General features: G+C 59.7%; 14 protein-coding genes. 11 read left to right on the top strand and 3 right to left on the bottom strand.

Features of this window, described 5'->3' with window-relative positions:
* Window positions 1–29: 29 nt before the first annotated feature.
* Both hpaE and JC200_RS15295 read right to left on the bottom strand, forming a co-directional pair.
* On the bottom strand, window positions 30–1,526 hold the full coding sequence (gene hpaE, locus JC200_RS15300; RefSeq protein ID WP_274432548.1) for a 5-carboxymethyl-2-hydroxymuconate semialdehyde dehydrogenase: 1,497 nt from the start codon (window positions 1,524–1,526) through the stop codon (window positions 30–32).
* Between the two features lie 351 nt (window positions 1,527–1,877).
* On the bottom strand, window positions 1,878–2,375 hold the full coding sequence (locus JC200_RS15295) for a flavin reductase family protein (RefSeq protein ID WP_274432547.1): 498 nt from the start codon (window positions 2,373–2,375) through the stop codon (window positions 1,878–1,880).
* A 348-nt stretch (window positions 2,376–2,723) separates the two neighbouring features.
* Here JC200_RS15295 and JC200_RS15290 point away from each other — a divergent pair, with 348 nt between their 5' ends.
* The 11 genes from JC200_RS15290 to JC200_RS15240 all read left to right on the top strand — a co-directional run bounded on the left by JC200_RS15290 (window position 2,724) and on the right by JC200_RS15240 (window position 12,437).
* Window positions 2,724–3,467 (top strand): hypothetical protein, encoded by a 744-nt coding sequence (locus tag JC200_RS15290; RefSeq protein ID WP_274432546.1) that lies wholly within the window; start codon window positions 2,724–2,726, stop codon window positions 3,465–3,467.
* Window positions 3,410–4,192, top strand: coding sequence for an IclR family transcriptional regulator (locus JC200_RS15285; RefSeq protein ID WP_274432545.1), 783 nt, complete (start codon window positions 3,410–3,412; stop codon window positions 4,190–4,192). Before JC200_RS15290 ends, JC200_RS15285 begins: the two co-directional genes overlap by 58 nt.
* A gap of 118 nt (window positions 4,193–4,310) precedes the next feature.
* Window positions 4,311–5,114, top strand: a complete 804-nt coding sequence (locus JC200_RS15280) for a fumarylacetoacetate hydrolase family protein (RefSeq protein WP_274432544.1) — start codon at window positions 4,311–4,313, stop codon at window positions 5,112–5,114.
* Window positions 5,111–5,860 carry a fumarylacetoacetate hydrolase family protein gene (locus tag JC200_RS15275; protein ID WP_274432543.1) on the top strand — a complete coding sequence of 250 codons (750 nt, stop codon included), beginning with the start codon at window positions 5,111–5,113 and terminating at the stop codon, window positions 5,858–5,860. The genes JC200_RS15280 and JC200_RS15275 overlap by 4 nt, the downstream gene beginning before the upstream one ends.
* Window positions 5,861–5,886: 26 nt before the next feature.
* On the top strand, window positions 5,887–6,270 hold the full coding sequence (locus JC200_RS15270; protein WP_274432542.1) for a 5-carboxymethyl-2-hydroxymuconate Delta-isomerase: 384 nt from the start codon (window positions 5,887–5,889) through the stop codon (window positions 6,268–6,270).
* Between the two features lie 298 nt (window positions 6,271–6,568).
* The gene (locus JC200_RS15265) at window positions 6,569–7,021 is read left to right on the top strand and encodes a cupredoxin domain-containing protein (protein ID WP_274432541.1); all 453 of its coding nucleotides are present in this window, start codon (window positions 6,569–6,571) and stop codon (window positions 7,019–7,021) included.
* A 129-nt stretch (window positions 7,022–7,150) separates the two neighbouring features.
* On the top strand, window positions 7,151–7,774 hold the full coding sequence (locus JC200_RS15260) for a transglycosylase SLT domain-containing protein (RefSeq protein ID WP_274432540.1): 624 nt from the start codon (window positions 7,151–7,153) through the stop codon (window positions 7,772–7,774).
* Between the two features lie 185 nt (window positions 7,775–7,959).
* Window positions 7,960–8,565, top strand: a complete 606-nt coding sequence (locus JC200_RS15255; RefSeq protein WP_274432539.1) for a biotin transporter BioY — start codon at window positions 7,960–7,962, stop codon at window positions 8,563–8,565.
* Between the two features lie 40 nt (window positions 8,566–8,605).
* Window positions 8,606–9,568 (top strand): NAD(P)H-dependent flavin oxidoreductase, encoded by a 963-nt coding sequence (locus JC200_RS15250; protein WP_274432538.1) that lies wholly within the window; start codon window positions 8,606–8,608, stop codon window positions 9,566–9,568.
* Complete coding sequence (locus JC200_RS15245; protein ID WP_338000175.1) at window positions 9,565–10,806, top strand: thiolase family protein; 1,242 nt, start codon at window positions 9,565–9,567, stop codon at window positions 10,804–10,806. Before JC200_RS15250 ends, JC200_RS15245 begins: the two co-directional genes overlap by 4 nt.
* Window positions 10,806–12,437: a class I adenylate-forming enzyme family protein gene (locus tag JC200_RS15240; RefSeq protein WP_274432537.1), complete on the top strand. Its 1,632-nt coding sequence runs from the start codon at window positions 10,806–10,808 to the stop codon at window positions 12,435–12,437. Before JC200_RS15245 ends, JC200_RS15240 begins: the two co-directional genes overlap by 1 nt.
* On the opposite strand, the gene JC200_RS15235 is transcribed toward JC200_RS15240, so the two are convergent.
* Window positions 12,391–12,897 (bottom strand): GNAT family N-acetyltransferase, encoded by a 507-nt coding sequence (locus JC200_RS15235; RefSeq protein ID WP_274432536.1) that lies wholly within the window; start codon window positions 12,895–12,897, stop codon window positions 12,391–12,393. The genes JC200_RS15240 and JC200_RS15235 overlap by 47 nt on opposite strands.
* Between the last annotated feature and the right edge of the window lie 685 nt (window positions 12,898–13,582).

Here is a 13,582-nt window from a genome sequence, read left to right as displayed (position 1 = left end):
AAGTCCTGCCGCAGGCCGAACGGCTGCCTTTACTCCCCCATGCCGAACTTTGGAATTGGCGTTGTTCCCATAGAGACATGAATGGTCTTCAACTCAGTGTAAAACTCGAAGCTGTAGTGGCCGCCTTCGCGCCCGATGCCGCTCCACTTCAAGCCGCCAAACGGTGTGCGCAGGTCGCGGACGTTCTGCGAGTTGACCCAAACCATGCCAGACTCAATCGCGTTCGACACCCGGTGCGCGCGCGCCAGGTCGTTCGTCCAGACGTAAGCTGCAAGGCCGTACTTGACGTTGTTCGCCTGTTTGAGCGCCTCTTCTTCGGTGTCAAACGGGATGCACACCAGCACAGGTCCGAAAATTTCTTCCTGCGCGATGCGCATGTCGTTGTTCGCGTTCACAAACAGTGTCGGCGCGACGAAGTTGCCGCGAGCCAGGCTGTCTGGTGTCTGGCCGCCGACGGCGACTTCGGCGCCTTCCTGCTGGCCGATCTCGATGTACGACTTCACTCGGCTACAGTGCTCGCGGTGGATGAGCGCGCCGACCTCGGTCTTTGGGTCAAACGGGTCGCCCACGCGAATTTTCGCGATGCGCTCGCGCAGCCGCGCCTCGAACTCTGTTTGGATGGAGCGTTCGATGAACAATCGCGATCCGGCGGTACAACGCTCGCCGTTCAGCGAGAACAGGCCGAACACGACGGCGTCGAGCGCCCGGTCGAGGTCAGCGTCTGCAAACACGATGACCGGCGACTTGCCGCCGAGTTCCATCGAGAAGCGCTTTAAGGTGGCGGCGCCGTTGCGCATGATCTCCTGGCCGGTCGTGGTCTCACCTGTGAACGAGATGAGCTGCACATCTGGGTGGCTGACGAGTGACGCGCCTGCGGTCTCGCCGAAGCCGTGCACGATGTTGAACGCGCCTTTTGGCACGCCTGCATCGCGGAGGATGGCAGCGAGCCGCGTCGCCGTCAGCGGCGACCACTCCGCCGGCTTTAGCACAACGGTGTTGCCAGTGGAGAGTGCGGGTGCGATCTTCCACGTCGCCAGCATGAGCGGCGTGTTCCATGGTGTAATGAGACCGGCGACGCCGACTGGCTTGCGCACGGAGTAGTTGAGGAATGCGTTGTCGACCGGGTAGGTCTCACCGGTCATCCGCGTCGCCATCTCGGCGAAGAAGCGGAAGTTCGCAGCGGCACGGGATGCCTGGCCGCGCGCCTGCGTGATGGGAAGGCCGGTGTCGAGTGTCTCGATATAGGCGAGCTCATCGCCGTGCTTCTCGATGCCGTCAGCAATCGCGATCATCAAATTTGCGCGGTCCTTCGCCGACATGTCGTGCCACGGACCCTCGTGAAATGCGCGGTGTGCCGCTTGGACGGCGCGGTCGATGTCTTCGGCAAAGCCTTCGGCGACGGTGGTGATGGTCTCGTTGGTGGTCGGGTTGATGGTGTCAAACGTCTTCCCGGCGACGCCGTCGCAGAACTCGCCGTCGATGAAGTGTTGGGCTGGCTGGATGTCGTACTTGTATGGACTTGTCACGGTAAACCCTTCCTCCCTTGCGTGCGGGTTAGGTTGGTTGGCGCCGATGCGGCGTGCGGCTGGTTCGTCGGCTCGATCCGTGTCAGTTTCGACCGGGCGCGACGGAGCGCCGTGGTCGTGGCGCCGTGGTCGTGGCGCCGTGGCCGTAGCGCCGTGGCCGTAGCGCCGTGGCCGTAGCGCCGTGGTCGTGGCGCCGTGGTCGTGGCGCCGTGGTCATAGCGCCGTCGTCATGGCGCCGTCGTCGTGGCGCCGTGGTCGTGGCGCCGTGGTCGTGGCGCCGTGGTCGTGGCGCCGTGGTCGTGGCGCCGTGGTCGTGGCGCCGTGGTCGTGGCGCCGAGTCACTTGCAACTGCTAGTCGGCGCGGACTTTCTCGAGCGCGTGATAGCGTCCTTTCCAGAACAAGAGCGGGTCAAGCTGGTCGTCAGCCTCCGTGATCCCGTTCACCTTCCCGACGAGAATCACGTGATCACCCCCGTCGTACAGTTGGTGCGCCTCACACGCCACGGTGCAGATGGCGCCGTCGAGACTCGGCGCCTCACAGAACGAACGAAACGAGAAGTCCGGTTCCTCTGTCAGCCCATACCCACCTGCGAAGTGGCGGGACAACGCTTCCTGATCTTCGCTGAGGAAGTTGACTGTGAACTTCTGCCCCTGCTGCAAGAGGCGCTCCATCTTCGCGCCGCGGTTCAGACAAACAAGGACCAGCGGCGGGTCGAGGGATACAGAGCTGAAAGCGTTCGCTGTCATGCCGTGGACTTCCCCGTCGTGCTCGGTGGCGACAACCGTAACGCCGGTCGCGAACATCCCCATCGCACGCCGAAAAACCTTGCCGTCGAATGTTTCTCCCAACCCTATCCCTCCATTCCACAGTGAATTGAGACTCAAACCTGTCCGGTGTCGATGAGGTTCACCCACGTTGCGGCTCAGGTTCACCCAAAGTTCATGCGCATTCGCGAATACAAGCTAGATGCGTAGGCAGTTTGAGACCACATTGCATGTCTGTTTGTAAGTTACCTCCGGAGCTAAACTCACCTAGTGAGTTGAATAATTCATTTTTATGGTTCAAAGTGTATTAGTGGTGTAAGCGTTAGTCAAGGCCATTTGGTGAAATGATGCGAAATTTCACGAACAAGTAGGGGGAAGGAACAGGAGGGAGGGGAAGAGCTTCCACTACGCATCGCTGTAATAATGGGCTATGTGATCGAAATCGACATTCGCGGCGCGCTCGCCGCCCGCTATGTGATCGAAATCGACATTCGCGGCGCGATCGCCGCCCGCTATGTGATCGAAATCGACCTTCGCGGCGCGCCCGTGGCACGCTATGTGATCGAAATCGACCTTGGCGGCTCGCCTGCGGCACGCTATGTGATCGAAATCGACCTTGGCGGCTCGCCCGCCGCACGCTATGTGATCGAAATCGACATTGGCGGCGCACCCGCGCCACGCTATGTGATCGAAATCGACATTGGCGGCGCCATCGCGCCACGCTATGTGATCGAAACCGACCTTCGCGACGCCATCGCGCCACGCTATGTGATCGAAATCGACCTTGGCGGCTCACCAGCGCCACGCTATGTGATCGAAACCGGCCTTTGCGGCGGCACCCGTGCACCCGTGCACCCGCGCCTCACGCACCGAATTGACGCACTCACTTCTGATGATACAATTTTGTCAGACAATGTGAGTTCTCGGTGGGATCCCGATTTTGAGCGGGCTCGGCTCCGCGGGCTCGGCTCCGCCGGCAACCTGCGTCAGTCCCGGGGTAGCCCACGAATTGCGCCCAGCCCCAAGACGAGCGCCAGGTCAGCCTCGCCCGCCGACCACCCAGCCCATCGCTCGCATTCGCCCAGCATCCGTCAGACGCGAAGGAGACACAACGCGACATGCGCAATGTACAAATGGAGTCCATCCGAGCCGTCGATCGCGCCATTGATGTCCTGAACGCCTTCAATCGCCACCGACCGGAGATGACCATCGACGAAGTCGCTACGAACACGAAGTTGCCGCGTGCAACGGCGTACCGCATCCTGTATACGCTCGAACGCCGCGGCCTGATCCGCTTTGACACAGAGAAACTCACATATCGGTTGGGATTGCAGTTTCTGTCCTACGGCGATCTCGTCGCTTCGTCTCTCAACCTCCGCCAGGAGGCCGAAGACGCGCTCTTGCGCCTGTACGATGAGACCCGACAGGGCGTACTGCTCGCGGTTGAACAAGGTGACACCCTCGTCTACATCTTCCGCAAGGAGAATCCCGAAGGTCTGAAGGTGGCCTCGCTGGAAGGCCGCACGCGGCCACTTGTGTTCGGAGCGTTTGGGACAGTCATCATGGCCTACCTCGACGGTGCCAGGCTGGAAGAAGTTTTAGCCCAGCCGATCCCGCAGTTCACCCCGGCTACGGTGACCAATCCGGACCGAATCCGCGACCGGCTTGCCCAGGTTCGGAAGGACGCCATCTGGGTGGAGACGGACGAAGCCATCCTCGGCGTGACCGGCATCGCCGCGCCTGTCTTTGACGCCAACGGTCGGTTTGTCGGTGCCGCGGGGCTCGACGGACCAACCGTCCAATTATCTGGCGAACAACTCGCTCGGGCAAAATCCCTTGTCCTCGCTGCGGCAGAAGAAATCTCTACGCAACTGGGCCACAGCCGCTCGCAGCGCCGTTAGGCGGCGCTGGCCAACACAAATCGCACATGGACTAATCGGTCCTGTACAAATGGCACCTCTGTCAACTACGCCTATATAAAACCCACATAAAACCCAGCAAAAATGGAGGAGGGGTTGGATGAGCACCGCAATCGGGTATCTAAAGGGATCTCGGCTGGCCCGCGAAATTGAAGTTGACCCTCACGATTCCACTGTCGTCATCGACGAGGAACGTGTACCTGCCGGCAGCGTTGCATGGGATGTGCCCACCCACGGCAGCGTCTACGGCGCACTGCTCAATGACCGCGCGGCATTTGAGGCGCTCGGAGGCGCAGTCCACGAACCTCCCTACAACGCGCCGCCGCAGGCGCCGATACTCTACATCAAGCCGCAGAACACGGTCGCGGCGTACGGCATGCCGATTCCGATCCCGAACGGCGTCCCGCAGCTTCAGGTCGGGGCGACACTCGGAGTCGTGATTGGAAAACGCGCCACCAAGGTGCAGGCGTCAGACGCGCCGCAGTACATCGCTGGCTACACGGTCGTCAACGACGTGAGTGTCCCGCATGAGAGCGTGTACCGCCCGGCCATTTCGGAAAAGTGCCGAGATGGCTTTTGCCCCATCGGCCCGTGGGTGATTCAAGCCGATGAGGTGCGCGACGCGGACCAACTCGCCATCCGCGTGTACGTCAACGGTGAACTTCGACAAGAGGCATCGACGGCGACTCTCGTGCGGCCAGTGAGCCATCTGCTCGCCGATGTGACCGAGTTTATGACCCTCGATGCGGGCGACGTGCTACTCGTCGGCGTTCCCCACGGCGCACCGCTCGTCGGTGCAGGCGACCGGGTGAAAATCGAGATCGACGGCGTAGGACACCTCGAGAACACCGTCGTACAAGAGGACGAGTGCCTACACTTCACCATGGGAGGCGACAGCCGATGAAACGCGCTCGGATTGCCTACGCCGGTGAAATCCACGAAGCCATCGCCGGAGGTACGGACGACACCCAGTTGCAGCTCGCGGACGGGCGTGTGCTCGCGGAGGACGAAGTCGTATGGCTCCCCCCAGTCAAGCCGCGGACGTCGTTTGCACTCGGGCTCAATTACGCCGATCACGCCAGAGAACTCAACTTCAAACCGCCGACGCAGCCACTCGTGTTCCTCAAAGGTCCGAACACGTTCATCGGCCACCGCGGTCAGACCAAGCGGCCGGCGGACGCGACGTTCATGCACTACGAATGTGAGTTGACGGCCGTGATCGGCAAGACAGCTCGACGCGTACGCGAAGAGGACGCCAACCACCACATCGCCGGGTACACGGTGGCCAATGACTACGCCGTCCGCGACTACCTCGAGAACTACTACCGCCCGAACCTGCGCGTAAAAAACCGAGACACCTGCACGCCCATTGGGCCTTGGTTGGTGGACGCCAGTGATGTGCCAGATGCGATGAACCTCACTCTACGCACACTGGTTAATGGAAAGGTGACGCAGGAAGGCAACACCAAAGACATGATTTTCAGCGTGCCGTGGCTGATCGCGTACCTGAGCTCGTTCATGACGCTGAACCCAGGTGACATGATTCTGACAGGCACGCCAGTTGGCGCTGTCAACGTGAACGTCGGCGATGAAGTCGTCACCGAGATTGAAGGCGTCGGGCGACTGGTGAACTGGATTGTCGAGGGATAGGATGTTGTTTGAAGGAGAGATGTGTAGTGCCACACTTCATTCTTGAGTATACGGACAACATTCGTGGCGAAGTGAACATCAGCGAGTTGCTGAAGAAGGTCCATGCCGTGTTGATCCGGCGCGCAGATGTGTTCCCGATTGGCGGTATCCGCTCGCGTGCGATTGAACTGCAAGACTACCGCGTTGCCGACGGCGCAGAGGACGACGCATTCGTGCACGCAACGTTGAAGATTGCCTCGGGACGCAGTGAAGAAGAAAAACAGGCAGCGTGCGATGAACTGTTCGCTGTGATGAAGGAACACTTCGCGCCCCTCTTTGAGCGTCGTTACCTGGCACTTTCAATGGAACTGTACGAGTTTCAGCGACCCACGTGGAAACACAGCAACATCCATCAGCGGTTCAAGAAGTAGCTCTCGAAGTAGCTCTCTATGTAGTGGGCGCAAGCATCAACAGGGACAGATGACCGCAGCGACTGCATCGTGCGGCACTGTCCCTGCCGTTTTTGTTGCGTTTCACATCCCGCAATTTCCTCCACGCCACAAATAACTGTTCCGATCCGTGATGAATAAATTTTTCCAACATGTACAGGCTGAGGCTGTATAGATAAATTTGCGCGCTCCCAATGCCATCAAGCCAGAGAGTAGCTTGTGCTGTGGTGCGTTGCGGTGCGTACATCGCTCTTACATCACTCGTGAGGTGGAATCGACTGTGATCCCGATTTTGCTCGCCGCATTTCTGGCACTTACCCCGTTTGGCTTTTCGGTAACCGCGCAATCCCCTGCGCATGCAATCAACACCCTCGCTCGTCGCACAGCGTCTTCTACAACGGTCGACGGGCAAACCGTGACGTATCAGATTGTCACAAATGAGATCAAAGCCCGCCAGGCAGACGGTTCAAACGTTGAAGTGTACCGATTCGACCCCGGTGTCTTCGTGGTACGGCAAGGCGACACGGTCAACTTGAGGATTCGCGGCGTCAAGGGACACGACCACCCAGTCGTACTTGAAGGGTACAACGTCCGAGGTGTCGTCCACCGCAACCAGACGACCACGCTGTCGTTCCGTGCTGACAAAGTCGGCATCTACCGATTGATTTGCACCATACACGCGGACGCTGCGCACGAAGGCCCGATGGAAGGCTACTTAGTCGTCGTACCCTAGGACCGCCTTCGCGGAAAATGTATGACAATGCACCCTCATACCCGGAACCCTCGGTTCGAACTACTATCGTGTCTGCACTTTGGTGTAGGTGTCGAATATAGTTAAACTCGAATCAAAAGGGGAGAGTTGATGGCTTTTCTAGCGCCTGCGCAAGTCGCACATTATGCGTATGAGGCCGGATTTCGGGGAAGAGCTCTAGTAACGGCTGTTGCAATCGCCAAGGCTGAGTCGACGTTTAACACCGCGGCTGTGAATCCAAATGACACGTGCTATGGACTGTGGCAAGTCAGCACAATCCATGACAAACCTCCATTGGCTCTCATGAATCCAAGCTTCAACGCGAAGATGGCCTATCAGATCAGCGAAGGAGGAAGGAACTGGGACCCTTGGACAACGTACATGAACGGAGCGTACAAACACTATTGGAGTATCGCGGAAACAGCCGCACGCGCAATTGGCCAAGCGTCAATACCCTCATATCCCCATCTAAACGTCCGCGTAGATAACTCTCCATACCCCGCAATCGCAGACAAGGCCGTAACCTATCTAAATTGGTTCATTCTTAAAAAGTGGGGTATTCCATACAAGTATTTCGGTAATGGTAAATTCTCCATTGAGGGACAGACAGTGCAAGGCATTGTCTATGACGGAAACAGCTACGTTGCCTGGGGGTCAATTCCCGGCATCAAAGTGACAAGGGTCAATGGCGAATTTAACTTCACCGATGGCAACCAGATGCGAGCTGCAATGTAAGTTCGTCAAAGACTCCTTACTCTCGCAGACAAACAGACATCGGCAACAAACATGGGCAGGTCAGGGGCGCAGTCCCTGACCTGCTAATCTGAGCAAAAGACCAGTCAAGTCCCCGCCTTGCCTCGTGGTGCCGTATATGTTAACTATATAAATAAACAAGGTTAACAATGGGAGGCAAGACACCGATGTTCCGTCGCATCACTGTGCAAGGCATTGTCTTCAGCGCTCTCTTTGCCGCACTCACCGTTGTACTCGACTTCTTTCAGGTCAACCTCGGTTTTACTCCCGTGCCAATCACACTTGGCAACATGGGTGTGATGTTAGCTGGCGCCATTCTCGGTGGTGGCTACGGATTTTTCGCGGTCTTTGTGCTCGATATCCTCACGCTCGCCGGGCTTCCCTTGCTGGACGGCGCTGGCGGTCTTGGCCTCTTCGCAGGCTACGCCGGCGGTTACATCGTCGCATGGCCGTTTTGCGCTCTGCTCGCTGGTCTGTTCGTCTCCCGTGTGAAGGGAAGTGGCATCTCGGCCTTCATCAAGGTCTTCCTCGCAGTTGAGCTGTTCGGCGCACTATTCGACTACGTCGGCGGCATTCCATGGCTGATGGCAGCACTACATGTACCCTTCCACAAAGCGCTAGTGCTCGGTTTTTACCCCTACCTGATCGGTGATACACTGAAAGCAATTGTGACAGCGGCAGTCGTGATGCCAATCCGGCGCTTGTATCCACCGAGCCGCTTGACCGGCGGCAGCCGTTCATCCGTCGCCGTGCTGACGGATGAACAAGATTAGGTCGGACAACCCGCACGAATTCAGCCAGCAGAGGAAGTGGATGTGCATGCAAACTCGTGTGACGGAACTGCTTGGCACCAAGTACCCAATCGTCCAAGGCGGCCTCGCAAACCTCGCCTACTCTGAACTAGCCTCAGCCGTATCAAACGCTGGTGGGCTTGGCCAGATCACGGCGACCTCGCTACCGACTCCAACAGCACTTCGCGAGGAGATTCAGAAGACCAAAGCGGCGACCGACAAGCCTTTTGGCGTCAACATCGCGATCGGACAGCATAAGTCCGTCGCCGATTTTGTGGACGTACTCATCGACGAAGGCGTGCGCGTGGTGTCGCTGACCGGCGGCAACCCGGAACCCGTGCTTCGGCAACTCGAAGGCACGAGCGTCAAGAAACTAATCCTCGTCAGCACCGTCCGGCAGGCGCAGAAAGCCGAGTCGCTCGGTGCAGACGCCGTGATGGCCGTCGGGCAGGAAGGCGGCGGTCACATCGGCCGCGCAGACACCGGTACCATCGTGCTCATTCCACGAGTCGCAGAATCCGTGTCCATCCCGGTCATCGCGAGCGGCGGCATCGCCGACGGCCGCGGCATTCTCGCAGCTCTCGCGCTTGGCGCTGAGGGTGTTGAGATGGGCACGCGCTTCATCGCGACCAAAGAGTGTATCGCGCACAGCGCGTACAAAGACGCCGTCGTACAGGGACAGGAGACGGAGACGGTCGTGATCAAGCGGACGCTCGGCGCGCCAGGGCGCGTGTTACCGTCGCCGTGGGTGGAGCAAATCCTCGCGGCAGAAGCCAAAGGCACGACGATGCAAGAACTCTGGCCGTTCATCAGCGGCGAACGCAACCGCCACGCCATACTCGAAGGCAAGATGGAAGAAGGCTTCGCGTGGGCCGGCCAGTCCATGGGTCTCATTCACAGCGCCCCCTCTGTGGCGGAACTGTTTGAAGAGATGATGGCGGATGCGCGAGCGGCGTTGGCGCGCGTGGAGAAGATACAGCTGTGAGCAGTGGCGCCCGCGAAGGAGTCCGGTCTTCTGCCGGTCTTCCCCAGCCTTCTATAAGCCGATCCCGCCCGCTTGCCCCCACTGACGCGGTGGTCGTCGCCGCGAAGCGAACACCGATCGGCCGCATTGGCGGGGTTTTGTGCGACATCGAGGTCGAGGACCTGGCTGCGGCGGTGCTGCGCGGATTACTGATGGAAGCACCGCTGCTCAACCCAGCCGACATCGACAGCGTCGCGCTCGGCAACGTCGTCGGCCCCGGCGGCAACGTCGCGCGCCTGTCGGCCCTTACCGCTGGCCTCCCGCTCCATGTCCCCGGCTACAGTGTGGACATGCAGTGCGGGTCCGGACTGCAAGCTGTCCACCTCGCTGCCATGAGCATTCGGACAGGCCAGGCAAACGTCGTCATGGCAGGCGGTGTCGAGAGTACCAGTCGCGCTCCGTGGAAGTTGGAGCGCCCGCACAATCTTCATCGTGAGGCGCCGCACATTTACACGCGCGCCAGATTTTCGCCAGACGCCATCGGCGATCCGGAGATGGGCGAAGCGGCCGAAAACGTGGCGGAACGATACGGCATCGGCCGAGCTCGGCAGGACGAGTTCGCCCTCGCCAGCCATCGCAAAGCGGTTGCGGCAAGGGGTCGCGTCAAATCAGCCATCGTGCCCGTGGCGCCACGCCCTGGCGCGGCCGAGGTGGCAGAGGATGAATGCCCCCGCCCTGACACGAGTCTGGAGCAACTCGCCCGCCTACGGCCTGTGTTTCGCGAGGGCGGGAGTGTCACCGCTGGCAACTCCTGCCCAGTCAACGACGCAGCCAGCGCGGTGCTGATGTTGTCGGCCCAGCGGGCGCATGAACTCGGGTTTCGCACCGGGATCCGCTACATCGATGCCGCGGTTGGCGGCGTCGACCCGAACGTGCTCGGCATCGGCCCCATTCCAGCCACAGAGCAAGTGCTGGCTCGGCAGCAACTGCGCATCGCGGACATCGACCTCGTCGAGTTCAACGAGGCCTTTGCCTCGCAGGTACTCGCCTGTGTGGACGCGCTCGGAATTCGCCCTGACAGACTCAATGTCAACGGTGGAGCCATCGCCTACGGCCACCCGTATGGAGCCTCCGGCGCGGTGCTCGTGACGCACCTGTTTCACGAACTGCTACGGCGCGAAGGGCGGTATGGGCTGACGACGCTTGGGGTCGGCGGTGGACTTGGCATCACAGTCTTATGGGAGCGGGTGAAGCTCTAGTGCGGATTGCAGACGGCGTGTTTTGGATGGCGGAACGCAACGGGGGAAAGCTGGCTATCCGAGTTGCCCATCCCGGCAGTATCTCCGCCTCTTGTGCGCTCCCACCCGCGTCTGCCTCAACCATGCCGGGCGATGTGACGTTTCGAGACCTCGCTCGTCAGATTGTAACTGTAGGTCGATTCTTTCGCGGACTCGGCGGACGACCTGGTGACATCGTCGCGCTGCATCTCGACAACAGCCCCAGCTTCCTGGTCGTCTTCCTCGGGCTGGCCCATGCTGGCTTTATCGCTGCGCCGCTCAACACGCGTCTGACCCGCATGGAGACAGACGCAATCGTCAATGACATGCAGCCGTGGCGCGTCGTCAAAGAGAAGGACGGCGAGCTGTGGGTGGGGCGGCGGGTCGATGTCGATTCTGCCGATGCCAGGCTCAACCTCCATGCGGGTCTGTCCGACAACGCCGTGCAGGCTGCAGACCTCGATGCGGGTCTGTCCGATAACGCCGTGCAGGCTGCAGACCTCGATGCGGGTCTGTCCGACGCCGATATCTTCTACCTTGGCTATTCCTCTGGCACAACCGGCCAACCGAAGGGCCTGCTGCGCACGCACAAGTCGTGGACCGAGAGCTTCTTCGGCATGACGCTGGAATTCGGCCTTGCGACGGACACCGTCCTGCTCGTCCCAGGGCCGCTTTGTTACTCGGCCTCCCTCATCGCAGCCTTGCACGCGCTGTTTATCGGGGGAACGGTGTTCATCGAACGCACATTCGCCCCCCACCTCACCGCCACACTTTTATCCCATCCCGCCTCTCCCGTCAACGCCGTGTTCATGGTTCCGGCGATGTATCGCGCCGTGACCGACACGCTGGCGGACGACGGTTTAGCAAACGAATGGCCACACGACCAGCAGAAGCCCAAAAGCCTAACCTGTGTCACGTGCGGCGACAAAATGCCACAAGACCTCTACGAACGGTTCACTCGCGACTTCCCCGGGTCTCGCGTGTTTGAGTACTACGGATCGTCCGAGGTAGGCTTTGTGTCCGTGCACAACTTCGACGCTACGCTCGAAGGGAGTGTCGGTCAGCCGTTTTTTCCCGTGCAGGTCAGAGTGTTAGGCGGAGAAATCCAGGTCAAAAGCGGCCTCGGTTTCGCAGCTTACTTCGGAGCAGCCGAACATCAACATGACCGCGTCAGGCGTCCTCAGGGCTGGTTCGCCCCTGGCGATCACGGCCGCATCCACGACGGATGGCTCCATGTCACCGGGCGGTCATCTGACCTCATCGTGCGCGGCGGCGTCAACCTGTATCCGGCCGAAATTGAGTCGGTCGTCCGAGAGTTTCCCGGCGTGATCGACACAGTGGCGTTCGGTGTGCCACATGATCGGCTAGGGGAGGTGCCCGTTTGTGCCGTGGTGTGGCGAGATCAGGGCGACGAGGGCAGCGTGGACGAGGCCGTTCGAGCCCTGTCTGAGCACCTTCGCCACAATCTGACTGGCTACAAGCAACCAGACGCCATCCTGAGTCTACCGAACTTACCTCGGAATGCCGCCGGTAAAGTGAGCCGAGCGGAGCTTCGCGATGTCTACTTTAACGCGACGTCGAGTAGACACAGACATCCTGTCCACCGCGTTTGATCTCCTGATCCAATGTCATACCAACCTTCGAGGCTATGCGGCGAGAGGCTGTGTTCCCGGGCTGTATCAGCGAGATCAACCTAGTCTTGTGAAGCTTTCCTTCTCCGTGTGTACGCAGGGCAAGCGCCGCTTCGAAAGCATAACCTTGACCCCAAAAGTCGCGCGCAAGCCAGTAGCCAATCTCGGTTTCCTCGACTCCGCCCACCGTTTGCGGGACAAGGCCAGCATGTCCTATGCTGATTTTGTCCGCTCTCCGCACCAGCACTTGCAACCCCATGTCTTCTCCCTTATCGTACATCTGATAAATACGCTGCAGAAACGCCTCTGCTCCAGCCCTATCCCGGGTCTGTCCATTGCCGATAAACCGCATCACCTGCGGGTCCGCCACTAATGCGGCAAGAAAGTCTAAATCGGCGTCTTCGTACCGACGAAAAAGCAGCCGTTCGGATTGAATGGCCATGTTAGCCTCCTCTCGAGGGGGTGCTACCTATGAGCGACTCACGACTCACGACTGAGCAGCTCCGCCGGTCGTGATTGACATCCGATTAAGGCTCCATTGGTGTAGATGTCATTCTGACATCTACATTGACGAGTACGTCAAACTAGTTGCTCCCACCCACGTCATTCTGGCGCTATGATGCTATGGCGGTGGGACAGCGGCACCTTACCGCCAATTTGGCCGCGTAACGGAGTCCGGACTGCGGCTATAGCGCCATTATGGCGCTAATCCATGCGATAGCGCCAATTTGGCCGCGTAACGGAGTCCGGACTGCGGCTATAGCGCCATTCTGGCGCTAATCCATGCGATAGCGCCAATTTGGCCGCGTAACGGAGTCCGAGCTGAGGCTATAGCGCCATTCTGGCGCTAACCCATGCGATAGCGCCAATTTGGCCGCGTAACGAAGTCCGAGCTGAGGCTATAGCGCCATTCTGGCGCTAACCCATGCGATAGCGCCAATTTGGCCACGCAACGGAGTCCGAGCTGAGGCTATAGCGCCATTCTGGCGCTAACCCATGCGATAGCGCCAATTTGGCCGCGTAACGGAGTCCGAGCTGGGGCTATAGCGCCATTCTGGCGCTAACCCATGCGATAGCGCCAATTTGGCCGCGTAACGGATCCCGAGCTGGGGCTATAGCGCCATTCT

Origin of the sequence: Alicyclobacillus sp. ALC3 (assembly GCF_028751195.1) — a bacterium.
GTDB lineage: Bacteria > Bacillota > Bacilli > Alicyclobacillales > Alicyclobacillaceae > Alicyclobacillus_L.
Note: the sequence above shows the minus strand (reverse complement) of the source record. Positions and strands in the feature narration are given on the sequence as shown.

Excerpts from the sequence above, each read along its gene's own strand:
- JC200_RS15285 (WP_274432545.1), top strand. The coding sequence starts at position 3,410 with ATGCGCAATGTACAAATGGAGTCCATCCGAGCCGTCGATCGCGCCATT.
- JC200_RS15280 (WP_274432544.1), top strand. The coding sequence starts at position 4,311 with ATGAGCACCGCAATCGGGTATCTAAAGGGATCTCGGCTGGCCCGCGAA.
- JC200_RS15275 (WP_274432543.1), top strand. The coding sequence starts at position 5,111 with ATGAAACGCGCTCGGATTGCCTACGCCGGTGAAATCCACGAAGCCATC.
- JC200_RS15260 (WP_274432540.1), top strand. The coding sequence starts at position 7,151 with ATGGCTTTTCTAGCGCCTGCGCAAGTCGCACATTATGCGTATGAGGCC.
- JC200_RS15255 (WP_274432539.1), top strand. The coding sequence starts at position 7,960 with ATGTTCCGTCGCATCACTGTGCAAGGCATTGTCTTCAGCGCTCTCTTT.
- JC200_RS15250 (WP_274432538.1), top strand. The coding sequence starts at position 8,606 with ATGTGCATGCAAACTCGTGTGACGGAACTGCTTGGCACCAAGTACCCA.
- JC200_RS15235 (WP_274432536.1), bottom strand. The coding sequence starts at position 12,897 with ATGGCCATTCAATCCGAACGGCTGCTTTTTCGTCGGTACGAAGACGCC.